23 protein-coding genes are annotated in these 21447 nt (G+C 67.6%); 13 read left to right on the forward strand and 10 right to left on the reverse strand.

Going from position 1 to position 21447, the window contains the following annotated elements; all coding sequences use genetic code 11:
• Nucleotides 1-4 precede the first annotated feature (4 nt).
• Nucleotides 5-322, reverse strand: a complete 318-nt coding sequence (locus ACX9MO_RS03825) for an arsenate reductase family protein (protein WP_222492052.1) — start codon at nucleotides 320-322, stop codon at nucleotides 5-7.
• 211 nt (nucleotides 323-533) lie between these two features.
• Between ACX9MO_RS03825 and ACX9MO_RS03830 the strand changes: the two genes are divergently transcribed.
• The gene (locus tag ACX9MO_RS03830) at nucleotides 534-740 is read left to right on the forward strand and encodes a cold-shock protein (protein ID WP_222492050.1); all 207 of its coding nucleotides are present in this window, start codon (nucleotides 534-536) and stop codon (nucleotides 738-740) included.
• A gap of 72 nt (nucleotides 741-812) precedes the next feature.
• Here ACX9MO_RS03830 and ACX9MO_RS03835 read toward each other — a convergent pair whose 3' ends face one another.
• The 4 genes from ACX9MO_RS03835 to thyX form a co-directional block, all read right to left on the reverse strand.
• Nucleotides 813-1151 (reverse strand): hypothetical protein, encoded by a 339-nt coding sequence (locus ACX9MO_RS03835; RefSeq protein WP_462213589.1) that lies wholly within the window; start codon nucleotides 1149-1151, stop codon nucleotides 813-815.
• Between the two features lie 143 nt (nucleotides 1152-1294).
• Nucleotides 1295-1579 carry a hypothetical protein gene (locus ACX9MO_RS03840; protein ID WP_462213590.1) on the reverse strand — a complete coding sequence of 95 codons (285 nt, stop codon included), beginning with the start codon at nucleotides 1577-1579 and terminating at the stop codon, nucleotides 1295-1297.
• Between the two features lie 84 nt (nucleotides 1580-1663).
• Nucleotides 1664-2062, reverse strand: a complete 399-nt coding sequence (locus tag ACX9MO_RS03845) for a DUF2177 family protein (RefSeq protein WP_222493008.1) — start codon at nucleotides 2060-2062, stop codon at nucleotides 1664-1666.
• 181 nt (nucleotides 2063-2243) lie between these two features.
• Nucleotides 2244-3149 (reverse strand): FAD-dependent thymidylate synthase, encoded by a 906-nt coding sequence (gene thyX / locus ACX9MO_RS03850; protein ID WP_462213591.1) that lies wholly within the window; start codon nucleotides 3147-3149, stop codon nucleotides 2244-2246.
• A 212-nt stretch (nucleotides 3150-3361) separates the two neighbouring features.
• Between thyX and ACX9MO_RS03855 the strand changes: the two genes are divergently transcribed.
• The 5 genes from ACX9MO_RS03855 to ACX9MO_RS03875 all read left to right on the forward strand — a co-directional run bounded on the left by ACX9MO_RS03855 (nucleotide 3362) and on the right by ACX9MO_RS03875 (nucleotide 7983).
• Nucleotides 3362-4453 carry a hypothetical protein gene (locus ACX9MO_RS03855; protein WP_462213592.1) on the forward strand — a complete coding sequence of 364 codons (1092 nt, stop codon included), beginning with the start codon at nucleotides 3362-3364 and terminating at the stop codon, nucleotides 4451-4453.
• On the forward strand, nucleotides 4450-5913 hold the full coding sequence (locus ACX9MO_RS03860) for a hypothetical protein (protein ID WP_462213593.1): 1464 nt from the start codon (nucleotides 4450-4452) through the stop codon (nucleotides 5911-5913). The genes ACX9MO_RS03855 and ACX9MO_RS03860 overlap by 4 nt, the downstream gene beginning before the upstream one ends.
• Nucleotides 5914-6056: 143 nt before the next feature.
• Nucleotides 6057-6485 carry a VOC family protein gene (locus ACX9MO_RS03865; protein ID WP_222492041.1) on the forward strand — a complete coding sequence of 143 codons (429 nt, stop codon included), beginning with the start codon at nucleotides 6057-6059 and terminating at the stop codon, nucleotides 6483-6485.
• A gap of 65 nt (nucleotides 6486-6550) precedes the next feature.
• On the forward strand, nucleotides 6551-7228 hold the full coding sequence (locus tag ACX9MO_RS03870) for a DUF1194 domain-containing protein (protein ID WP_462214497.1): 678 nt from the start codon (nucleotides 6551-6553) through the stop codon (nucleotides 7226-7228).
• 35 nt (nucleotides 7229-7263) lie between these two features.
• Nucleotides 7264-7983, forward strand: coding sequence for a DUF1194 domain-containing protein (locus ACX9MO_RS03875; protein ID WP_462213594.1), 720 nt, complete (start codon nucleotides 7264-7266; stop codon nucleotides 7981-7983).
• A gap of 72 nt (nucleotides 7984-8055) precedes the next feature.
• Here ACX9MO_RS03875 and ACX9MO_RS03880 read toward each other — a convergent pair whose 3' ends face one another.
• The 3 genes from ACX9MO_RS03880 to ACX9MO_RS03890 form a co-directional block, all read right to left on the reverse strand.
• Nucleotides 8056-8550 (reverse strand): MarR family winged helix-turn-helix transcriptional regulator, encoded by a 495-nt coding sequence (locus tag ACX9MO_RS03880; RefSeq protein WP_409996984.1) that lies wholly within the window; start codon nucleotides 8548-8550, stop codon nucleotides 8056-8058.
• 104 nt (nucleotides 8551-8654) lie between these two features.
• Entirely contained in the window at nucleotides 8655-8939 is a 285-nt protein-coding gene (locus tag ACX9MO_RS03885; RefSeq protein ID WP_462213595.1) for an FAD assembly factor SdhE, read from the reverse strand.
• Nucleotides 8936-9334, reverse strand: a complete 399-nt coding sequence (locus ACX9MO_RS03890; RefSeq protein WP_462214498.1) for a helix-turn-helix domain-containing protein — start codon at nucleotides 9332-9334, stop codon at nucleotides 8936-8938. Before ACX9MO_RS03890 ends, ACX9MO_RS03885 begins: the two co-directional genes overlap by 4 nt.
• Before the next feature lie 87 nt (nucleotides 9335-9421).
• Between ACX9MO_RS03890 and ACX9MO_RS03895 the strand changes: the two genes are divergently transcribed.
• From ACX9MO_RS03895 to parE, 6 genes are all read left to right on the forward strand, one after another.
• Entirely contained in the window at nucleotides 9422-10624 is a 1203-nt protein-coding gene (locus ACX9MO_RS03895; protein ID WP_462213596.1) for a pyridoxal phosphate-dependent aminotransferase, read from the forward strand.
• 1 nt (nucleotide 10625) lies between these two features.
• Complete coding sequence (locus tag ACX9MO_RS03900; protein ID WP_222492030.1) at nucleotides 10626-11039, forward strand: hypothetical protein; 414 nt, start codon at nucleotides 10626-10628, stop codon at nucleotides 11037-11039.
• A gap of 407 nt (nucleotides 11040-11446) precedes the next feature.
• Nucleotides 11447-12097: a DUF1007 family protein gene (locus ACX9MO_RS03905; protein ID WP_222492028.1), complete on the forward strand. Its 651-nt coding sequence runs from the start codon at nucleotides 11447-11449 to the stop codon at nucleotides 12095-12097.
• Nucleotides 12094-13218 (forward strand): nickel/cobalt transporter, encoded by a 1125-nt coding sequence (locus ACX9MO_RS03910; RefSeq protein WP_462213597.1) that lies wholly within the window; start codon nucleotides 12094-12096, stop codon nucleotides 13216-13218. Before ACX9MO_RS03905 ends, ACX9MO_RS03910 begins: the two co-directional genes overlap by 4 nt.
• A gap of 300 nt (nucleotides 13219-13518) precedes the next feature.
• Entirely contained in the window at nucleotides 13519-14886 is a 1368-nt protein-coding gene (locus ACX9MO_RS03915) for an MATE family efflux transporter (protein WP_462213598.1), read from the forward strand.
• Between the two features lie 150 nt (nucleotides 14887-15036).
• Entirely contained in the window at nucleotides 15037-16995 is a 1959-nt protein-coding gene (gene parE, locus ACX9MO_RS03920) for a DNA topoisomerase IV subunit B (RefSeq protein ID WP_222492023.1), read from the forward strand.
• Between the two features lie 129 nt (nucleotides 16996-17124).
• Here the strand turns inward: parE and ACX9MO_RS03925 are convergent, their stop codons facing one another.
• Nucleotides 17125-18306, reverse strand: coding sequence for a pyridoxal phosphate-dependent aminotransferase (locus ACX9MO_RS03925; RefSeq protein ID WP_462213599.1), 1182 nt, complete (start codon nucleotides 18304-18306; stop codon nucleotides 17125-17127).
• Between the two features lie 178 nt (nucleotides 18307-18484).
• Nucleotides 18485-18796 carry an ETC complex I subunit gene (locus tag ACX9MO_RS03930; RefSeq protein WP_462213600.1) on the reverse strand — a complete coding sequence of 104 codons (312 nt, stop codon included), beginning with the start codon at nucleotides 18794-18796 and terminating at the stop codon, nucleotides 18485-18487.
• Nucleotides 18797-19150: 354 nt separating this feature from the next.
• On the opposite strand from ACX9MO_RS03930, the gene uvrB reads away from it, so the two are divergent.
• Nucleotides 19151-21328 (forward strand): excinuclease ABC subunit UvrB, encoded by a 2178-nt coding sequence (gene uvrB, locus ACX9MO_RS03935; protein ID WP_462213601.1) that lies wholly within the window; start codon nucleotides 19151-19153, stop codon nucleotides 21326-21328.
• The last annotated feature ends 119 nt before the right edge of the window (nucleotides 21329-21447 follow it).

Consider the following 21447-nt stretch of genomic DNA (forward strand, 5'->3'; position numbering starts at 1 on the left):
CGGATCAGGCAGCGCCGAGCGCCGCCCGCACCTCGGGCCCCCACCCGAGATAGAGACGATCCCCGTCGATTATAAGGGGGCGCTTCATCAGCGTGGGATGGTCGGCCAGCAGCTCCAGCGGGGGGCGGGCGCGCTCGTCATCGGCAAGACCCCGCCACGTCGTCGACCGCGTATTGAGCAGGGATGCGCCGAACTCCGCGTGGGCCTTTTGCAGGATCTCCACCGGGACGCCCTCGGCGCGGACATCCACGAACGTGGCCCCCTCCAAGGATTTCAGCGCCTTACGGCAGGTGTCGCAGGTCTTCAGACCGAAAAGCTTCATCGCGCGCCTCCTGTTTTGGCCCAAGATTAAATATCGTGCAGGGCCCGGCTGGATTAACCAGTTTAGCTTGATTTTTACAATGCCCCATAAAATGCTGGTCGTACGACATGGTGCATGTCGGGCTGCCTGTACGCTGGAACTGCAGGGGGGCCGAAGCCATGGCGCATGATCCCCGCATTTTCGGGGAACGTACGGCAAAAGGAGAGACGGAATGCCGATCGGCACCGTAAAATGGTTCAATACGACGAAGGGCTACGGTTTCATCGAGCCCGAAGAAGGCGGCAAAGACGTTTTCGTGCATATTTCCGCGGTCGAACGCTCGGGGCTGACTGGCCTCGCCGACAATCAGAAGGTCGGTTACGAGCTTCTGGAAGGACGCGACGGTCGCAAGATGGCCGGCGACCTCAAGCTGCTCTGAACATCGGCTGCGGATCGGCTTTTGCCGGTCCGCACCCCTCCGGGAGGAGAGCGCCCGCGTGCGAACCGGACGTCAGGCAGGATCCTTCTGGTAGGACTGCCAGTCTTCGCCCATGGCCACGATACAGGATCGCCCCTCGGCGTAGGTGATGACCATGGTCCAGTCACCGCGGGCATCCGTCCAGAGCTCCACCAGCTCATCCGGCCCCCGCAGCCCCGCGGCCTGCGGGCTGGCACCGATGCGCCGCTCCAACCGTTCCCGCATCCTGTCCGGACTGTCGCAGATCACCTCCGCGATCGGGGATTGCGCCCGTACGGCCCCCGCCTGACCGAGGGGGGACAGCACGGCCACGAATGCGGCGATGGGCGCGAGGACGCGCGCCGCGGCATGTCTGATCCGGTCCTGTTGCATGGGTTTGCCTGTTCACTGCTTGCGCCCAGTGTAACAGATTGATGACGTGCGGACGACGTTTATGTAACGAAAAGGGCGCCACGCGGGCGCCCTCTCGGAACTGTCAGCTGTGTCGCACAGCCCGGTACGGGCCCAGGCTCCGCTCAGTACCCGCCCGGCGACTTCGAGCCGTAGAGCTCCGGATCAATCCTGCGATAGGTCGGGCGGTAGCTGCGACGCTGCACCGGGTGGCGCTTCATCTGGTCGTAGGTCTGCGCCTGATCCGGCACCCCGCAGGAGATGTCTCCGCCGACGGCGACGGGCTGCAGACCATGCGGACAGTAGTTCGCCGCGGCCGGATAGGGATAGGTATTGACGGATTGCGCCGCAGCCGGTGCGGCAAGCGCCAGCAGACCGAAACCTGCAGCAGTCAGAATGCGGAACATCATTGGCCCCCAATGCAATGAAAACAATGTCGATAAGGGGAGTGTAGCAGGCTCCGGCTTTCTGACAATCTTTCTGCGGCCCCGCCGTTACTGGAAAGCGCGCAGGATCAACACGCCCAGCGCCGCCGAGGCCCCGGTCAGGACCGTGCCCCAGCTCACGTCCAGCGCGACCATGCGCAGGTCCCAGGCCTTGAGCGTGGCGTAATTGGTGAACTCGTAGGTGCCATAGGCCAGCGCCCCGAGGATCGCCCCGTTCAGCAGCGCCTGCAGCGGCGCGCCCTCGCGCAGCGCGGGCAGCGAGACGAACCAGACCACCCCCGCCACATAGAAGAGGTAGAAGACCGCCGCCGGACCGATACGCAGGTCTTCAAGGAGCTGATCCTGAAGCCGCGCCTCGAAGACCGGACGGATGACGTTCTTGAGCATGACCGCATCCAGCCCGAGGAAGAGCACGGCGGTGACAAGATAGAGCGAGAGGGTCTGCATGAGGGCACATCCGAGCATTGTTTGATCAGGATACGGGCCGCTGGGCAGATTGGATCAGCGCGCCACCGTCCAGAGGCAGAAAAGATGCAGAAAAAGCGCCTCGGAGGCCTGACAGGCCGGAAATGCCCATTGCGGGAAACGGGACTGCCCCATTCCCCGCGCGGGTCTCCGGCGATGCCTGTCAGTCGAGCGTCGCGCGGAATTCACGCCATTCGCGCTTGCTCATCCCGCAATTCTCTTCCGTGACCTCTTCGCCGGCCAGCATCCGCTTCATGCAGTCCACCATCTGCGACGAGAAGGTGACGGCCCCGAGGCGATAGTCCTCGAAGGCGCGGTAGGCGAAGGGTACCCAGTCTGCCACCACGTTGCAGATCGCATCGGCATAGACGCGGATCTCGTATTGCGCATGGGCATCGGCGCGCAGGCGCAGGAAGTGCAGCAGGTTGTGCAGATCCACCTTCCAGTACCACTGGGTGTAGATGTTGGCGGGCAGGTTCATCCGCGCCAACTCCCGCGCAAGGCCCTGCTGGTCGTCGGTGGAGATCATCTCTTCGTAGTGATCGTAGGCCAGGTTGCTGTCGCGCTTGAGCATCTCAAGCACGCGCGCGGCCTCCTCGCCTTCCAACACGTCGCCGCGGCCCTGGTTGTTCACCACGGACTGTGCGGCCAGATGCTCGGGCGCGGGGATGTAGAACTCCCGGTCGAGAATCGAGTAGCGGGCCGAGTATTCGTTCACGTTCGCGGTGCGGTGGCGGATCCACTGGCGGGCCACGAAGACCGGCAGCTTCACGTGCAGCTTCACTTCGCACATCTCGAAGGGGGTCGAGTGCCAGTGCCGCATCAGGTAGCGGATCAGGCCCTCGTCGTTCTGCACCGACTTCGTGCCCTTGCCGTAGGAAACCCGGGCCGCCTGGCAGATGGCCGCATCGTCGCCCATGTAGTCCACGACGCGGACGAACCCGTGATCCAGCACCGGGATCGCCTTGTAGAGATGCGCCTCCATCCCCTCCGACACCGCGCGCAGGGTCTGGCGGGGCGTTTCACGCAGGGCGTCGATCTCTGCCTGCTGCTCGGGGGTCACGGCCATGGGGCGAATCCTTCTACCAGATGAATCGACCGTCACCTTATCTGGGGTCGCGCACCGATGGAACGACAAGATCGTGTAGAGGCATTTCCGCCGCACTTGCCCATCGCCGGGACGTCGATCACGCGCGATCATTGACTTTTGATCCCGGCACACGAAAACTTGCGCAAAACCGGCAGGATAGCCGGACGACACCAGAGGCACGAGGCAGACAGATGATCCATCGCGTGGTCTATCCGCTGGCGATTGCGCTTGCCGTTTCGGCATGCAGCGGCGACGGCACGAACCCTTTCGACGACACCGAAACCGAGGACGGCTCGGGCACCGATGACGGCACCACGATCGATGATCGCGGCCTGCCGCCCGGCACCGCCAGCCCGACCCCGAACCGGTCGATCACCCGCTCCGAGGCGGAGACCGAAACCGGGGGCGGCACCGCGCTGAACTACGAGTATCGTAACGACTCCGGGCAGGACGAATTCTACGTCGACAACCTGCCCTTCGATGCGGACAACACCTACAGCCGCGGCACCGCCGTCTCCTCGTTGGGTACGGCCGGCTCCTACGCGGTCTACGAGAGCTCGCCCACGGCGGTCGACCCGGACACCGGCAACACCGTCTCGGCGATGACCTACCGTGCGCTCTACGGCAAGAGCGTCAGCGGTCAGACCCAGTTCGCCATCGTCCGTTCGGCCAGCTATACCGACTACGGCTTCGGCGGCTTCATCTACCGGCGCAACCAGACCGACAACAATGGCGATCAGGTCAGCCTCGTGGTGCCGACCTGCTCGGGCGACTGCACCGCGCAGTACACCGGCGACTACGCGGGCCTCCGCGTCTTCAGCGGCTCCGGCGGGCTCGAGTACACTCAGGGCGACGCCGAGATGTACGTCGACTTCGAGGACTTCAACGACGGCCAGAGCGGCGTTGCCCTCTACGTCTACAACCGTCGCATCTACGACATCAACGGCAACGACGTGACCGGGAACTACATGACCGCGCTCGAGGCGGTGGATGACAGCACCACGATCACCAACACCGGTGGCGGGGCCTACATGCCGGCGCTGCGCTCGGTGATCTCGCCCGACAATGCCGATGCCAACGGCGAAATCGTCGGCACGATCCTGTCGGACGTGCAGAACTCCGACGGCACTGTAACCGAGCTGGAGAGCGGCAACTACTACGCCATCCTCTCGGGCCAGAGCGCCGAGGAAGTCGTGGGCGTGCTCGTCGTGGAAAGCGACGATCCCCGCGTCGACGGCGTCAGCGCACAGGAAACCGGCGGTTTCATTCTCTACCGGCAATGACCCATCGACCCGCCCTGCCCCGTCCCGCCCCCCGGCTGGCCGGTCGGGGCGGGCTGCTGCGCCGTGGCGCGACGGCGCTCTGCCTCCTGCTTGCGGGGACGCTCGGCGCAGGGCTCTCCACCGGCATGGCCCCAGACGCCGCATGGGCCGAGGGCCGGGTGCTGACCCCGGACGAGATGCGCGCCACCGCGGGCCAGATGCTGGCCATCGGACAGGATCAGGTCGCCTATGACATGGCGAGTGCCCTGCTGAAGCGCGATCCCGACGATGTGCAGGCCCTGCTGCTGCACTCCCGCGCGGCCCGCAACCTCGGACAGACCCGCGAGGCCAAGGCCGACGCCCGCAGGGTCCTCAAGCTCGCCTCGCAGGACCCCGCACAGGAAGCCGCCCTGCGCCACGCCGCCTCGATGGCCATGGCACAGGCGCTCAGCACCGAGGGCCGCCGCACATGGGGCCAGCTCTGGCTGCGCCGCGCCGCGCAGGAGGCACCTGACGCGGATGCCCGCGCCCTCGCCGTGCGCGACTTCCAGTACCTGCGCAGCCGCAACCGCTGGTCCACCAGCCTGCGGTTCTCCCTTGCGCCCCATTCGAACATCAACAACGGCTCGGTCAACAACGCGGTCGAGCTCTATGGCCTGCCGTTCGAGGTTGCCCTGCCCGGCGCCGCGCAGGCCCTCTCTGGGGTCGAGCTCTCGCTCGGCATCACCACGCGCTATCGGGTCAGCGAAAGCCGCCGGCATGCCACGGACCTCTACCTGCAGGCCGACACGCACCAGTACGAGTTGAGCGCCGAAGCCAAGGACCTCGCCCCGGACGCCAAGGGCAGCGACTACGCGACCAATGTCCTCTTCATCGGTGCGCTGCACCGGATGATGCCCGGTACCGGGCGGGTGGAGTACCGGCTGGGCGGTGCCGTCGGGGCCAGCACCTATGGCGGCGATCACTATGCCAATTTCCTGCGCGGCAACCTCGGCGCCAAGATCGCCCTGACCCGCGGCACCGCGCTGACCGTCGGCGTGCAGGCCGACCGCACCACCGGCCCCCGTGCGCCCCATGCCACCGCATGGCGGCTGAACGGCGGGCTCAGCCACCGCCTGTCCGGCGGCTCCGTCATCGGCGCCACGGTGAACCTGACCGAAAGCAGCAGCACCATCGACGTTGCCAACTATTCCGAGGTCCGCGTCGGTATCAGCTTTGCCCCCGACGGGCTCTGGTTCGGGGCCGAGCCGCAGCTGGGGCTCGACTGGCGCTGGCGCGACTACGACGTCTCGGCCTATGCGCCGGGCGAAGGCCGGCAGGACGAGGCCTATGACCTCTACGCCGACTTCACCTTCCGCAAGATCGACTATTTCGGCTTCAATCCCAGCGTCACCTTCCGCTCCGCCCAGCAATGGTCGAGCGTCGATCTCTTCGACATCGACAGGATGGGTGTGCAGATCGGCATTCGTACCGCATACTGACCGCAAACGCGGCACCCTGCGCTGATCCCGTCTGCGGATCACGGCGCGCCCTGCGGGCACGATCGGGCGTGACCCGAGAGGCCCCTCGACAGCGGCGGGGCGACGGCTATCTTGCCGGGGGAAGCGAACGGAAAGGATGCACGATGCGCGTCAAGTATCTCCACACCATGGTCCGGGTTCTCGACCTCGAGAAGACGATGGCCTTCTTCAGCCTGTTGGGCCTGAAGGAAACCCGCCGGATCGACAACGAGAAGGGCCGGTTCTCGCTGGTCTTCATGGCCGCCGAGGGCAACGAGGACTGCCCGGTCGAGCTGACCTACAACTGGGACGGCGACGAGGGCCTGCCCTCCGACAGCCGCCACTTCGGCCACCTCGCCTACCGGGTCGAGAACATCTACGAGATGTGCCAGCACCTGATGGACAACGGCGTGACCATCAACCGTCCGCCGCGCGACGGTCACATGGCCTTCGTGCGCTCGCCCGACAACATCTCCATCGAACTGCTTCAGGAAGGCGACGCACTTGCCCCCGCCGAGCCCTGGGCCAGCATGGAAAACACGGGCCATTGGTAAGGGCCCGCCAGCGCCGCCGCCCCCGCGTGGGCAAGGCGCTGGCCCCCGCGCTCGCCCTCGGGCTGATGCTTTCGGGCGGCGCGGCTCAGGCGTATTGCCGCCTCGCGCTGGTGCTGGCCGTGGATGTCTCCACCTCCGTCAACAGTGCGGAATACAGGCTTCAGCGCGATGGGCTCGCCGCCGCGCTGGATGCCCCCGAGGTCCGGCAGGCGATCCTCGCCGGGCTGCCCGACACCGGCGAGGTGATGCTGGCGGTCTACGAATGGTCGGGCCGCTACCAGCAGCAGGTCGTGCTCGACTGGCGCGTGCTGGACAGTTCCGCCGCCATCGACGCCGCCGTGGCGCGGCTGGCCGGAACGCAACGCTCCCACAACCGGTTTCCCACCGCCATGGGCTATGGCCTCGGCTATGGCGCCGGCCTCCTGCGGCGCGCGCCTGCCTGTGACCGCCGGGTGATCGACCTCTCCGGGGACGGGATCAACAACGACGGCTTCGGGCCGGACCGGGCCTATGCGAACTTCCCCTTCGACGGTGTGGTGGTGAACGGGCTTGTGATCCTCGGTCAGGACAGCAACGTGGAGGCCTACTACCGCCGCGAAGTGCTGCGCGGGCCCGGCGCCTTCCTCGAGGTGGCGCAGGGCTTTGGCGATTTCCGCGAGGCGATGACCCGCAAGCTCTACCGGGAGATCAACCTGCTGCAGATGGGGGCGGAGCACGGCGATCCCCCGGAGGCGCCCGGATGACAGGCCCGAGGCCGGCGCCCGTCCGCCCCCCGCTCTTGCGTAAAGGCCGCAGGTGGCTCCCAGCCCTCGCCCTGTCGCTGTTCGCGGGCAGCGCCCATGCGGCACAGGACTCGGCACAGGACTGCCGGCTGGCGCTTGCCCTTGCGCTGGATGTCTCCGGCTCGGTCGATCCGCGCGAGTACCGGTTGCAGCTCGACGGGGTGGCCACGGCGTTGCAGCATCCGCAGGTGCGTGGCGCCTTTGCCGCGATCCCCGAGGCGCCGGTCGCCCTTGCGATCTACGAATGGAGCGGGCCGGCCTTCCAGCGCCTGCTGGTGGACTGGCGCCTGATCACCGGGCCCGAGGCCGTGGACGCGGTGGCGGCGCAGTTGCGTGCCACCGGGCGGCAGGGTGGCGATCCCTCGACGGCAATCGGGGCGGCGCTGCTGGCGGGACAGGCGCTGATGCAGCGTGCCCCGAGCTGCTGGCGGGAGGTGATAGACGTCTCGGGCGACGGCAAGTCCAACACAGGCCCCGATCCGCGGCGGATCGGGCCCTCGCTCGACCGGGCGGGGATCACGGTCAATGGCCTCGTCATCGGGGACGCGTCGGACCGGCCGGACGGGCTGCAGGCCTATTTCCGCGCCTATGTGCTGCAGGGGCCCGGCGCCTTCGTCGAAAGCGCCATCGGCTTCGAGAGTTTCGAGGCCGCCATGGTCCGCAAGCTGCTGCGCGAGATGGAGCTACTGGCGGTCTCGGAGGCCGGAACGCCCTGAGAGCCCGGCAGTGTTGCAGCCTGCGTCCGGGCCTAGATGCGACCGAGCATGGGGCCAGCGCCGGGCGCGCCGTCAGTAGATGTATCGTATCTGCTCGGTCCAGTATCGCTCCACCCGTTTCAGCGCATGGGTGATCTCCTCGATCCCGTCGGGGCCGAGAACGCCCTTGGCCTCCAGCCCGACCGCATGCCGGGCGAAGAGGTCACGCACCACGTCGCGGATCTCGCGCCCCTGCTGGGTCAGGCGGACCCGGACCGACCGGCGGTCGATCTCGCAGCGCTGATGGTGCATGTAGCCCATCTCTACCAGCTTCTTCAGGTTGTAGCTGACGTTGGAGCCCTGGTAGTAGCCGCGGCTCTTCAATTCGCCCGCGGTCACCTCGTGGTCGCCGATATTGAAGAGCAGCAGCGCCTGTACCGCGTTGATCTCCAGCACGCCGACGCGCTCGAACTCGTCCTTGATGACATCCAGCAGGAGCCTGTGCAGGCGTTCGACGAGGGAGAGCGCCTCCAGATAGCTCGTCATGAACCCCTGCTGCCCGTATCCGGGGGCTACCGGATTGTGCATGCTCATTCTTGTCTCCGTCCGATCTGCTCGGACGGGACATTCGCCGAGAAAGGCGAAGAAAGCGTTAACCGGCCCTTACCGAACCGTGCGCGGGACTGGGCGCCTTAGGCCTTGCCCATCACCGCGACCATCCGGTCGATCATCAGGGTATAGGGCGCGGGCGCGGGCTCCTTGCCGGTGACCCAGAGCAGCAGGTCCTGATCGTTCTCCCCCAGCAGCTGATCGTAGAGCGCGAGGTCGGCCTCGGACATGGTCTGCAGCTCCGCATCGGCGAAGCGGGTGCAGACGATGTCCATCTCCTTGATGCCCCGCCGGATCGACCGCATGTAGAGCCGCTTGAGGCGGTGTTCGCGGGTCTCGTCGGCGGGGGGCTGGGGAACGGGGATCATGCTTCTTCCTTCAGGGCGGTGCGCAGCCGCTTTTCCAGCAGACCGAGGCGGGAGGTCAAGCGGTTCATCTGTCCGCGCACGTCCCGGATCTCCGACAGGATGTCATTCACCCCCGGAGAGATCTCTCCTGCCTCCTCGGGCGCGGCCACGCCGTCGCCCTCGCCGTTGAGCAGCCAGGTGAGCGAGACGTTCAGCAGCCCCGCCAGCATCTGCAGCTTGTTGGCGCGCGGTTCGGCCACGTCGTCCTCCCAGCCGCGCAGGGTCGAGAGCTTCACGCCGAGCCGGCGCGCCAGTTCGGGCTGGGTCATCCCCGCCGCCTCGCGGGCGCCTGCCACGCGGTCCCCGAAGGTGGCATTCTCGGGGCTGTACCAATCGCGGTCGCAGTCACTCGTCATCATGGTCCTTTCCGCCGCTCACGGGCTTGAACGGCCTTTGTCTTGAGCCTAAGACATGGGCGCCCCTAATACAAACGGACGCCTCCGATGCCCTTCCTCTCCACCACCCTCGACCGTGTCAAACCTTCGCCCACCGTGGCCGTCACCGCCCTCGCGGAGGAGCTCAAGCGCGGCGGCAAGGACGTCATCAGTCTGGGTGCCGGCGAACCCGATTTTCCCACGCCTTCGAACATCTCCGAAGCGGCAATTGCGGCAATTCATGCCGGGAAAACGAAATACACCGCCCCCGATGGCATCGCAGAGCTGAAGGAAGCGATCTGCGCCAAGTTCGCCCGCGACAACGGCCTGACCTACACGCCCGACCAGGTCTCGGTCTCCGGCGGCGGCAAGCAGGTGCTCTACAACGCCCTGATGGCCACGCTGAACCCCGGTGACGAGGTGATCATCCCCGCGCCCTACTGGGTCAGCTACCCGGACATGGTCCTGCTGGCCGGCGGCACGCCGATCATCATCGAGGGCAAGCTGGAAGACGGCTTCAAGATCACCCCCGAGGCCCTGAAGGCCGCGATCACCCCCAAGACCAAGTGGATCATCTTCAACTCGCCGTCGAACCCGACCGGCGCGGTCTACACCCCGGAAGAGATCAAGGGCCTGACCGATGTGCTCAAGCGCGAGAAGCACGTCTGGGTCATGTCCGACGACATGTACGAGCACCTGCTCTACGAGGACTTCGATTTCGCCACCATGGCGCAGGTCGAGCCCGAGCTCTATGACCGCACCCTCACGGTGAACGGCGTCTCCAAGGCCTATGCCATGACCGGCTGGCGCATCGGCTATGCCGCCGGCCCGGTCGCGCTGATCAAGGCCATGCGCAAGATCCAGTCGCAGTCGACCTCGAATCCCTGCACCATCTCGCAGTGGGCCGCCGTCGAGGCGCTGAACGGCACGCAGGACTTCATTCCCTCCAACAACGTGATCTTCAAGCGGCGCCGCGACTTGATCGTGAAGATCCTGAACGACATCGAGGGCATCGAATGCCCGATGCCGGCCGGGGCCTTCTACGTCTACCCCTCGATCAAGGGGCTGATCGGCAAGACCACCAAGTCCGGCGTGAAGATCACCGATGACGAGACCTTCGTGAAATGCCTTCTGGAAGACACCGGCGTGGCCGTGGTCTTCGGGGCGGCCTTCGGCCTCGCGCCCGCGTTCCGCATCTCCTACGCCTGCTCGGACGAGACGCTGGTCGAAGCGGGCCGCCGGATCGCCGGCTTCTGCGAAGGCCTGAGCTGACATGGCCGGCGATCTGCCCGAATACTACTTCCGCGTCCGGGACAACGGGGCCTTCGTCTTCCGGATCGACCCGGATGACCGGCAACGCCGGATCGAGATGGAGCAGATCGCCATCGCCAACCTGCGCAACGGCGAGATCCGTCCCCACGGGGATCGCAAGCTGACCGAGGCCGACGAGGAGGCCATCCGCGACTGGATGACCGACCGCGCCGAGCTGCTGGCCGCGCGGGAGCTGGACGACATCCTGCGCACCGTGGATCACCTGAACCTGACCGCGCAATGGGCGCAGTCCAAGGCCGGCGACCTGCAGCTGGAAGCGGTCACCGACCAGCTGCTCATGGCCATGCACGACCTGCGCTCGGTGCTCGTGCGCCGCAAGGCCGAGCGGCTGATGAAAGACCGCCGGGACGAGTGATCCGGCGGCGGGCCTGCCCCCTGCCTCATTCGAACCTCCGCCACAGGGTTCACGTCGCGCCGACGATCAAACACCGGCGCGGCCGCGCCCGCTGTCTCCCCCATTCGCAAAGCGCAAGACGCTTGGGCGTCAGCCGCCCGACGCCCCGCCCGGGTCTCAGCGCGCGCAACGGCGTGGCACGGCACCGGCGCCCGTCGGTCCGGATCGCTCCGCCACGCTCCCCCGTCCTGTCGCCACGCCGCCCTCCGCAAGCGGCGGCTCTCAGCGGCCGACGGCCTCATCCCCGGCGTCTCCTGTGCTGCTGCCCCTGCCGGGTGCCCTTCCCCGATGCGCGGCTTGGCGCCATCGTGATCGGCCCGTGCCACGCGGGGCTTTCTCGGCGCGGGCGGGCGGGCTAGACATCTGCCATGCCTCTCCGCCTGCGCCCTCTCCTGCTTGCCTCCCTTTCCCTCTGGCCTGCCATGGCCGGGGCGCATCCGCATATCTTCGTCGACACCGGCCTGACCTTCGTCACCGATGACGCCGGGCGTCTGACCGGGGTCGAGGTGCTCTGGTCCTATGACGAGCTCTATTCCCTGCTGATCCTCGAGGACATGTCGCTGGACCCTGACTACGACGGCGTCCTGACCGAGGCGGAACTGGCGCAGCTGCAAGGCTTCGACATGCAGTGGATGGAGGGCTACGCGGGCGACCTCTACCTCACCGTCGCGGGCCAGCCGGTGCCCCTCGGCCCGCCCGAGCCGCGCGAGACCCGGATGGACGGCACCAGCATCCAGACCCGGCACTTCCGCCCCCTTGCCGACGGCCCGCTTGCCGTGCCCGCGGGCGGGCTGACCGCCAAGGCCTATGATCCCACCTTCTACACCGCCTACGACCTGACCCGCCCGCTGAGCGCGGGCACCGGCTGTACCGTGGCGGTGAGCAAGGTGGACCTCGACGCGGCCACGGCCGAGATGAACGCCGCCCTCGACGGGCGCTCCGCCGACACGGACGACTTCCCGGAGGTGGGCGAGGCCTTCGCCGACACCATCCGCCTGACCTGCGCGGAGGCCTCATGAGCCTGCACGACACGCTCCGCGCGCCCGCCGCGCGGCCCCGGATGCGGTGGATGCGGTGGCTCTGGCTGCTGGTGCCGCTGGCCTGCGCCGGTGTCGCGCTCTGGCTCTGGGGCTTTGGCGGGGCGGATCGGATTTCCCGTTGGGCGGCGGCCAATCAGCGCGACGTCCAGAACGCCATGGCCGGCACGATCCGGCGGCTGAAGGGCGGCGATCCGGCAGCGATGACCGGGCTGATGACGCTCTGCTTCGCCTATGGGTTCTTCCACGCCGCCGGGCCGGGGCATGGCAAGCTGCTGCTGGGGGGCTATGGTCTCGGCCGGCCCGTGGCCGCACTGCGGCTGTCGCTGCTGGCCCTGCTGTCGAGCCTTGGACAGGCCGCCATGGCGGTGATCGTCGTCTATGGCGCGCTGACCCTGCTGGGCTGGGGCCGCGAGGAGACCGTCGGGCTGGCCGAGGACTGGCTGGCGCCGGCCTCCTACGCGGCGGTGGGGATGATCGGCCTCTGGCTGGCGCTGCGCGGCCTGCGGCACCTGTGGCGGAGCCTGCGGAGCGGGCGCGGCGGCGAGGAGACGCAGGACACCCACGCCCACGCCCACGCCCACGCCCACGCCCACGCCCACGCCCACGCCCACGCCCACGACGCGGACCCCATTGAGGGTGCGGAGGCAACGCCCGAGGCCTCCCCGCATCACCACGCCCACGCCCACGTCCATGCGCATGTCCACGATCATGCTCATGGCGCGACCTGCTCCTGCGGGCATGTCCACGGCCCCTCCCCCGAGGACGCCGAGAAGGTCCACGGGCTGCGCGACGCGCTGCTGCTGATCGGGGCCATCGCGATCCGGCCCTGCACGGGGGCGCTCTTCCTGCTGATCCTGACATGGCGCATGGGGCTGACCGGGGCGGGCATTGCGGGGGCCTTCGTCATGGGGCTCGGCACCGCCAGCCTGACGGTGGCGGTCGCGCTGATCTCGGTCGCGCTGCGCGACAGCACCCGCGCGCGACTGGCCGAGGCCCTGCCCGAGGCCCGCCACGGTGCCCGCGCATTGGCCGCGCTGGAACTGGGGGCCGGTGTGCTGATCGCACTGCTGGCAATGCAGATGCTGCTGCCCGCCCTGTAGACGCCACCGCGGGCACAGCCGCCCCCCCCGGACCTCCAGCCCGACCGCGCGACGGGCTGCCCCAGTCACGGCAACGCATCCTGAGGCCATCCGACCCGGCACCCGGCACCCGACCGCGCCAGCGCCGCCTCTCCCACGCACCGGCCCCCACCCTGCCTCGCCCGCAGCGCGCCCCGGCACGTGAACGCACCCTGCCCCGCCCGATCCGTGCGATAGCGCTCAGAGACGTGGCGGCATGGTGCGCCGCGCCGCGTCCGGCGCCCTTGCCCGGATCGGGGCCGGGCTCTATGGCCATTTCCCATGGGAAGAGACCTCACATATGCCCAGCACGCCCGCGCGGTGCTGGTTCTCGGCCTGCCGCTGGTCGGCAGCCAGGTGGCGCAGATGCTCATCGGGATCACCGATGCGGCGATGCTCGGCTGGTACGACGTGGCGGCGCTGGCGGCCGAGGTGCTGGCCAACTCCATGTTCATCGTGCTGCTGCTCTTCGGCTCGGGCTTTGCCTTCGCGCTCTCGCCGCTGGTGGCCGAGGCCGAAGCCGAGGGCGACCTCACCCGCGCGCGCCGGCTGACGCGGATGGCCTTCTGGCTCTCGGCCCTCTACGGCGTGGCGGTGATGCCGCTGCTGCTGAAGGCGGACAGCGTGCTGACGGCGCTCGGCCAGACGCCGGAGGTGGCGCAGGGCGCGGGAGACTACCTGCGGATCGCCGGATGGGCGATCTTCCCGGCCCTCGGGGTCACCGTGCTGCGCAACTACCTCGCCGCGCTGGAGCGCACGCGGGTGGTGTTCTGGGTCACGCTGGCCGCCGTCGCCGTGAACGCCTTCGGCAACTGGCTGCTGATCTTCGGCAACTGGGGCTTCCCGGAACTGGGCCTGCGCGGGGCGGCGATTTCCTCGGTCGCGGTGCACGCCTTCAGCTTCCTCGGCCTCATCGTCTACGTGCAGGTCGTCATGCCCGAGGCAGAGCTCTTCCGCCGCATCTGGCGCCCCGATGTCGAAGCCCTGGCCGCGGTCTTCAAGCTGGGCTGGCCGATCGGCATCACCGTCGTCTCCGAGGTCGGGCTCTTCGCGGCCTCCGCGGTGATGATGGGCTGGCTGGGAGCGGTGCCGCTGGCCGCCCACGGGATCGCGATGCAGGTGACCTCGATCACCTTCATGGTGCACCTCGGCCTCTCCAACGCCGCCACGATCCGCGCCGGACGGGCACAGGGCGCGCGCGACTGGCTGGGGGTGAAACGCGGGGCCGAGGTGGCGCTTGCGCTCTCGGCGGGTTTCGTGGTGCTGACCATCGCGCTCTACCTGCTGCTGCCCGAAACGCTGGTCAGCCTGTTCCTGTCGCCCGACGATCCGCAGCGCGCCACGGTGATCGCCATGGGCAAGGTGCTGCTGGCGGCGGCGGCCTTCTTCCAGCTGATGGACGCGGGCCAGGTCATGGCGCTCGGCCTGCTGCGCGGGGTGCAGGACACGCGGCGCCCGATGCTCTATGCCGCACTCTCCTACTGGGGGATCGGCGCGCCGATGGCCTACCTGCTGGGCTTCGTGCTGGAGATGGGCGGCGTGGGCGTCTGGCTGGGCCTCGCCTCGGGCCTCGCCTCGGCGGCGGCGCTGATGATGAGCCGATTCTGGCGCACCGTCCTGCCCGCCCGGCAGGCCGGTCTGGCGGCCTGACGGGCCGCCCGAAGGGGCTGATTTCGGGGCTGCCGCCACGACGGATACCACCAGCAGTGGACGATTGCTGTGGATAACCGGGCAGCCCCCTTTCCTCCGGGGCGTGAGCCTGCCATAGTGTCCGGCAATCAAGAGAGACCAGAGCAGCCCATGGCCGACGACCTTCTGGCCGCCACAGCGGCCGATACCTACGACGCATCCTCGATCGAAGTGCTGGAAGGGCTGGAGCCCGTCCGCAAACGCCCCGGCATGTACATCGGCGGCACCGACGAGCGCGCCCTGCACCACATGGTGGCAGAAATCCTCGACAACTCGATGGACGAGGCCGTCGCCGGTCACGCCAACCGCATCGAGGTCGAGCTTCACGACGATTACTCGATAAGCGTGCGCGACAACGGGCGCGGCATGCCGTTCGACCCGCACCCCAAGTTCCCCGGCAAGTCGGCACTTGAGGTGATCCTGTGCACCTTGCACGCGGGCGGCAAGTTCGGCGGCAAGGCCTACGAGACCTCGGGCGGCCTGCACGGCGTGGGCGCCTCGGTGGTGAACGCGCTGTCGGATTCGATGGTCGTGCAGGTGGCCCGCGATCGCAAGCTGGTGGAACAGCGCTTCTCGCGCGGCATCCCGCTGGGTCCGGTGCAGGAAATCGGCGCGGCCCCCAACCGGCGCGGCACCACGACAACGTTCCACGCCGACCCCGAGATCTTCGGCTCGCACCGGTTCAAGCCGGCGCGGCTCTTCGCCTCGATCCGGTCCAAGGCCTATCTCTTCTCCGGCGTGGAAATCCGCTGGAAGACCGCCATCGACGACGGCCAGACCCCGACCGAGGCGACCTTCCACTTCCCCGGCGGCCTGTCGGACTACCTGAACGAGACGCTGAACGGCGCCTCCACCTATGCCGACGCGCCCTTTGGCGGGCGGGTCGAGTTCCAGGAACGCTTCGGCGTGCCGGGCCGGGTGGAATGGGCGATCAACTGGACGCCCTCGCGCGACGGGTTCATCCAGTCCTACTGTAACACCGTGCCCACGCCCGAGGGCGGCACCCACGTGGCGGGCTTCTGGTCCGCGATCCTGAAGGGGATCAAGGCCTACGGCGAGCTGGTGAACAACAAGAAGGCCCAGCAGATCACGCGGGATGACCTTCTGACCGGGGGCTGTGCCCTCGTCTCCTGCTTCATCCGCGAGCCCGAGTTCGTGGGCCAGACCAAGGACCGTCTGGCCACCACCGAGGCGCAGAAGCTGGTGGAAGGCGCGGTGCGCGACCACTTCGACAACTGGCTGGCCTCCGACACCAAGTCGGCAGGCGCGATCCTCGACTTCCTCGTGCTGCGCGCCGAGGAACGGATGCGCCGCCGTCAGGAAAAGGAAACCCAGCGGAAGTCGGCGACGAAGAAGCTGCGCCTGCCCGGCAAGCTGACCGACTGCTCCACCAACACCCGCGACGGGACCGAGCTGTTCCTCGTCGAGGGTGACTCGGCCGGTGGCTCCGCCAAGATGGGGCGGGACCGCAAGACGCAGGCGCTGCTGCCGCTGCGCGGCAAGATCCTCAACGTGCTTGGCGCCGCCTCGAACAAGATCGGCTCCAACCAGGAGATCAACGACCTGTGCCAGGCCATGGGCGTGGGACTGGGGACCAAGTTCAACATCGACGACCTGCGGTATGACAAGATCATCATCATGACCGACGCAGACGTCGACGGCGCGCATATCGCCGCGCTCTTGATGACCTTCTTCTTCACCCAGATGCGGCCGCTGATCGACCACGGGCACCTCTACCTCGCCTGCCCGCCGCTCTACCGGCTGACGCAGGGCGACAAGCGCATCTACGTGGCGGACGACGCCGAGAAGGAGCGCATGATGGAGATCGGTCTTGGCGGCAAGGGCAAGATCGACGTCCAGCGCTTCAAGGGTCTGGGCGAGATGGACGCGAAGGACCTGAAGGAAACCACGATGGACCCCGGCTCGCGCACGCTGATCCGGGTGACCATCGACGAGGACGAACCGGGCGAGACCGGCGACCTGGTGGAGCGGCTGATGGGCAAGAAGCCCGAGCTGCGGTTCCAGTACATCCAGGAAAACGCACGCTTCGTGGAAGACCTCGACCTCTGAGCCCCCTAAGGTGTGGCCCCCGGGTGAGCTTCCCCGTGCGGCCCGCCGGAGCGGAAACAAGAAAGCGGCGCGTCCCACCGGGCGCGCCGCTTGTTCATTCTCTCGGGCGGAGCCGCGCAGGGCGGCCGGTCAGACGCCCGGCAGCGCCTCGGCAAAGGCCACGATCCGGCGCAGCGCCTCCTTCAGGTCCTCGTCCGGCAGGGTCAGCGCCACGCGCAGGTGACCTGCGGCGGCAGCGCCGAAGCTCTCGCCGGGCATGACCGCGATGCGCTCTTCCTCGATCAGGCGGCGGGCAAAGGTCTCGCCCGAGAGCCCGGTGGCGCGGATGTCCAGCATCACGTACATGGCCCCGGCCGCCGGCGCGGTGGTGACCCGCGGGCTGTCGGCCACGGCGGCCTGCACGATGGCGCGCCGCCGCCGGAAGGGCGCGGCGATCTCGTCCTCGAACTCGGCTCCGAGCTCCAGCGCGGCCAGCGCCCCCTTCTGGATGTAGGGCACCACGCCGTAGGTCGTGTTGGTGGCCAGCACCGTGGCGGCCTGCACGACCTCCTCCGGCGCGATCAGCCAGCCGAGGCGCGAGCCGGTCATGGCGTGGCTCTTGGACATGGAGCCGATGATGATCGTCCGCTCGACCATGCCCGGCAGGGCGCGGGGCGTGTGGTGCGTGCCCTCCCAGATCTGGGTGTCATAGACCTCGTCCGAGATCAGCCAGAGGTCCGCCTCGCGGCAGGCCCCGGCGATCTGCGCCACGGTGTCGGCGGTATAGACGACGCCGGTGGGATTGTTCGGAGTGTTGATCAGCAGGCTGCGCGCCCCAGTGCGCGCCTGAGCGTCGAGGAGGGCGGAGGCGCGGGGCTGGAACCCGTCCTCGGCACTGGCCGCCACCGGGGCCGCGTCGGCCCCCGTCGCGAGGATCGTTGTCGGATAGGTCGGGTAATGCGGCGTCACGTAGAGCCCGGTATCCCCCGGCGAGAGCAGCACCATATGCGCGGCAAAGAGCGCCGCCTGCCCGCCCGGCGTGACGATGACGTTCTCGGGCCGGGTCTCGACCCCGGTGCGGCGGGTGACACGCTCGGCGATGGCGCGGCGCAGGTCCGGGAGGCCGGGCCCGAAGGTGTAGCCGGTGAGGCCGGCCATGGCCGCCTCGTGCATCGCGGTCAGGACGCGCGGGTCCGTGGTGCGGTCCGGCTCGCCGATGGTGAGGTTCAGTACCGCTTCGCCCGCGGCCACGAGGGCCCGGGCCCGATAGACGATTTCCCAGCCGTCGCTGCCGGCCGCCCGGATGCGGGGGATGCGTTCACCGATCTGCATGAAGGTCTCCGTAACAGGGCGACAGGACCATCGCCTGCCGCCATCAAGACGAAAGGCGCCCCGCGGGCGCCCTTTGAATGGTCCGGCCAGAGGCGGAGGCCGCCAGCCGGGGAGAGGTCAGAGGCCGGCTCTCACCGCGGCCACGACGGGGCCGCGATCGAACCGCCCCAGCCGGACCTCAGTGGGTCCAGACCTGACGGCGGTTGGTGGCGAAGTTGTCACCGTAGCCGTTGGGGCGCACGTTCACGGCGCGGCTCTTCGGCTCGACCACCACGGCGTCGATGCCATGGGCCTGCGCATAGGCCAGCGCGGCTTCCTTGCTTTCGAAGCGCAGCTTCACCTGCGCCTGCGTGTCGGAGGAGGAGGTCCAGCCCATCAGCGGATCCACTTCGCGGGCGGAACCTGCGGTGTGCTCCAGCACCCATTGCCGCGTCCGGGCGGTCCCGGATTGCATGGCAGTCTTGGCGGGTTTGTAGATTCTGGCGGGCATCAGGCTACTCCTCTTGACGTGTTTTATATCGTCAAAAATCAGCGCTGGAGCAAGGGGGAAAGGCAGGTGCAAGCCTTGGCTGTCTCCGGCCCTGCTGGGAGCGAGGGGTGGGTGTCGCAGCACCAAAGACAGCCAAGTCTGCTGCTTGCCTGTAAAACGTAACGTCAGCAGATGCTGCGCTGCAACAACTATTATTTTTCTACCAGAGCGATTTTTGGACAATTCAATCTCGCCAGATGGTTAACCCCTTAAAGGTGCAGAGAGGCTGCACATTAAAGCTTGCCATGATCGGGAAAGTCGGGGGTTGAAGTAGAACAAAAACAGATCAGATTCGGGTTTCGAGAGGAATCACCCATGCCCGACAGCAATCTCCTAGGTCCTGAAGTCGACGTCCGCGCCCGTCCCAAGCTGGAGGGCGGACGGCAGCTGGTCATGAACACCAGCTTCGCCCCGGCCGGCGACCAGCCCACCGCGATCAAGGAGCTCACGTCAGGGGTCCTGAGCGGCGAACGCGAGCAGGTGCTGCTGGGGGCCACAGGCACCGGCAAGACCTTCACCATGGCCAAGGTGATCGAGGAAACCCAGCGCCCCGCCATCATCCTCGCGCCCAACAAGACGCTGGCGGCGCAGCTTTATGGCGAGTTCAAGGGGTTCTTCCCGGACAACGCGGTCGAGTACTTCGTGTCCTACTACGACTACTACCAGCCCGAGGCCTATGTGCCGCGCTCGGACACCTATATCGAGAAGGAATCCCAGATCAACGAGCAGATCGACCGGATGCGCCACTCGGCCACCCGGGCGCTGCTGGAACGGGACGACGTGATCATCGTGGCCTCGGTCTCCTGCATCTACGGTATCGGTTCGGTCGAGACCTACGGGGCGATGACGCAGGACCTGAAGGTCGGCTCCGTCTATGACCAGCGGCAGGTGATCGCCGACCTCGTGGCGCAGCAGTACAAGCGCAACGATCACGCCTTCCAGCGCGGTTCGTTCCGGGTGCGCGGCGACAGCCTCGAGATCTTCCCGGCGCACTTGGAGGACCGGGCGTGGCGGCTGTCCTTCTTCGGCGAGGATCTGGAAAGCATCACGGAGTTCGACCCGCTGACCGGCGAGAAGACCGATACCTTCGACCAGATCCGCGTCTATGCAAACAGCCACTACGTGACGCCCAAGCCCACGATGAATCAGGCGGTGATCAACATCAAGAAGGAGCTGCGCCAGCGGCTTGACCAGCTGGTGGGCGAAGGCAAGCTGCTGGAGGCGCAGCGGCTGGAGCAGCGCACCAATTTCGACATCGAGATGCTGGAAGCCACCGGCGTCTGCAACGGGATCGAGAACTACTCGCGCTACCTGACGGGCCGCGCCCCCGGTGAGCCGCCCCCCACCCTCTTCGAGTTCATCCCCGACAACGCCATCGTCTTCGCGGACGAAAGCCACGTCACCGTACCGCAAATCGGCGGCATGTACCGGGGGGACTACCGGCGCAAGTTCACGCTGGCAGAGCATGGCTTCCGCCTGCCCTCCTGCATGGACAACCGCCCCCTCAAGTTCGAGGAATGGGACGCCATGCGCCCGCAGTCGGTCTTCGTCTCCGCGACCCCCGGCAACTGGGAGATGGAGCAGACCGGCGGTGTCTTCACCGAACAGGTCATCCGCCCCACCGGCCTGCTCGACCCGATGGTGGAGATCCGCCCCGTCAACACGCAGGTGGACGACCTGCTGGACGAGGTCCGCAAGGTCACCGCCGCAGGCTATCGCACGCTCTGCACCACGCTGACCAAGCGCATGGCCGAAGACCTGACCGAGTACATGCACGAGCAGGGCATCAAGGTCCGCTACATGCATTCCGACATCGACACGCTGGAGCGGATCGAGATCCTGCGCGACCTGCGGCTCGGGGCCTTCGACGTGCTGATCGGGATCAACCTGCTGCGCGAGGGGCTCGACATTCCCGAATGCGGGCTGGTGGCCATTCTGGACGCCGACAAGGAGGGCTTCCTGCGCTCCGAGACCTCGCTGGTACAGACCATCGGCCGCGCGGCCCGGAACGCCGATGGCCGGGTCATCATGTACGCCGACCGGATTACCGGCTCCATGGAACGCGCCATGGCCGAGACGGACCGCCGGCGCGAGAAGCAGATCGCCTACAACGAGGAACACGGGATTACGCCCGCCACGGTGAAGAAGAACGTCGAGGACATCCTCGCCGGGCTCTACCAGGGCGACGTGGACATGAACCGCGTGACGGCCAAGGTCGACAAGCCGCTGGCGGGCGCGAACCTTCAGGCCCATCTCGACGGGCTGCGCGACCAGATGCGCAAGGCGGCCGAGAACCTCGAGTTCGAGGAGGCCGCGCGGCTGCGGGACGAGGTCAAGCGGCTGGAGGCCGTGGACCTCGCGGTGTCGGACGATCCCATGGCGCGGCAATCCGCGATCGAGGCCGCCGTCGAAGCCGAGACCGGCAAGCGCGGCCGCTCGACCGCCGGGCGTCCGGGCCAGCGGGGTGGGAACGTGAAGCGCAAGAAGCGTTAGGGGCCGGGGAATTGGGGGCCGGGAAATGGGGGCTGGGAAATGGGGGCTGGGGGTGTCGGCAGCCAGCCACGCCCCAAGCGCCACCCGTTAACCAACCCACCAGAAAGACGGCATTTTAT

Source organism: Pseudooceanicola profundus (assembly GCF_054919315.1).

Coding starts and splice junctions, on each gene's coding strand:
- ACX9MO_RS03895 (WP_462213596.1), top strand. CDS start 9,422: ATGCCCTTCCTCTCCACCACCCTCGACCGTGTCAAACCTTCGCCCACC.
- ACX9MO_RS03900 (WP_222492030.1), top strand. CDS start 10,626: ATGGCCGGCGATCTGCCCGAATACTACTTCCGCGTCCGGGACAACGGG.
- uvrB (WP_462213601.1), top strand. CDS start 19,151: ATGCCCGACAGCAATCTCCTAGGTCCTGAAGTCGACGTCCGCGCCCGT.
- ACX9MO_RS03915 (WP_462213598.1), top strand. CDS start 13,519: ATGGGAAGAGACCTCACATATGCCCAGCACGCCCGCGCGGTGCTGGTT.
- parE (WP_222492023.1), top strand. CDS start 15,037: ATGGCCGACGACCTTCTGGCCGCCACAGCGGCCGATACCTACGACGCA.
- ACX9MO_RS03885 (WP_462213595.1), bottom strand. CDS start 8,939: ATGATCCCCGTTCCCCAGCCCCCCGCCGACGAGACCCGCGAACACCGC.
- ACX9MO_RS03840 (WP_462213590.1), bottom strand. CDS start 1,579: ATGATGTTCCGCATTCTGACTGCTGCAGGTTTCGGTCTGCTGGCGCTT.
- ACX9MO_RS03830 (WP_222492050.1), top strand. CDS start 534: ATGCCGATCGGCACCGTAAAATGGTTCAATACGACGAAGGGCTACGGT.
- ACX9MO_RS03870 (WP_462214497.1), top strand. CDS start 6,551: ATGCTTTCGGGCGGCGCGGCTCAGGCGTATTGCCGCCTCGCGCTGGTG.
- ACX9MO_RS03905 (WP_222492028.1), top strand. CDS start 11,447: ATGCCTCTCCGCCTGCGCCCTCTCCTGCTTGCCTCCCTTTCCCTCTGG.
- ACX9MO_RS03835 (WP_462213589.1), bottom strand. CDS start 1,151: ATGCAACAGGACCGGATCAGACATGCCGCGGCGCGCGTCCTCGCGCCC.
- thyX (WP_462213591.1), bottom strand. CDS start 3,149: ATGGCCGTGACCCCCGAGCAGCAGGCAGAGATCGACGCCCTGCGTGAA.
- ACX9MO_RS03845 (WP_222493008.1), bottom strand. CDS start 2,062: ATGCAGACCCTCTCGCTCTATCTTGTCACCGCCGTGCTCTTCCTCGGG.
- ACX9MO_RS03825 (WP_222492052.1), bottom strand. CDS start 322: ATGAAGCTTTTCGGTCTGAAGACCTGCGACACCTGCCGTAAGGCGCTG.
- ACX9MO_RS03930 (WP_462213600.1), bottom strand. CDS start 18,796: ATGCCCGCCAGAATCTACAAACCCGCCAAGACTGCCATGCAATCCGGG.
- ACX9MO_RS03910 (WP_462213597.1), top strand. CDS start 12,094: ATGAGCCTGCACGACACGCTCCGCGCGCCCGCCGCGCGGCCCCGGATG.
- ACX9MO_RS03890 (WP_462214498.1), bottom strand. CDS start 9,334: ATGACGAGTGACTGCGACCGCGATTGGTACAGCCCCGAGAATGCCACC.
- ACX9MO_RS03860 (WP_462213593.1), top strand. CDS start 4,450: ATGACCCATCGACCCGCCCTGCCCCGTCCCGCCCCCCGGCTGGCCGGT.
- ACX9MO_RS03855 (WP_462213592.1), top strand. CDS start 3,362: ATGATCCATCGCGTGGTCTATCCGCTGGCGATTGCGCTTGCCGTTTCG.
- ACX9MO_RS03865 (WP_222492041.1), top strand. CDS start 6,057: ATGCGCGTCAAGTATCTCCACACCATGGTCCGGGTTCTCGACCTCGAG.
- ACX9MO_RS03925 (WP_462213599.1), bottom strand. CDS start 18,306: ATGCAGATCGGTGAACGCATCCCCCGCATCCGGGCGGCCGGCAGCGAC.
- ACX9MO_RS03880 (WP_409996984.1), bottom strand. CDS start 8,550: ATGCACAATCCGGTAGCCCCCGGATACGGGCAGCAGGGGTTCATGACG.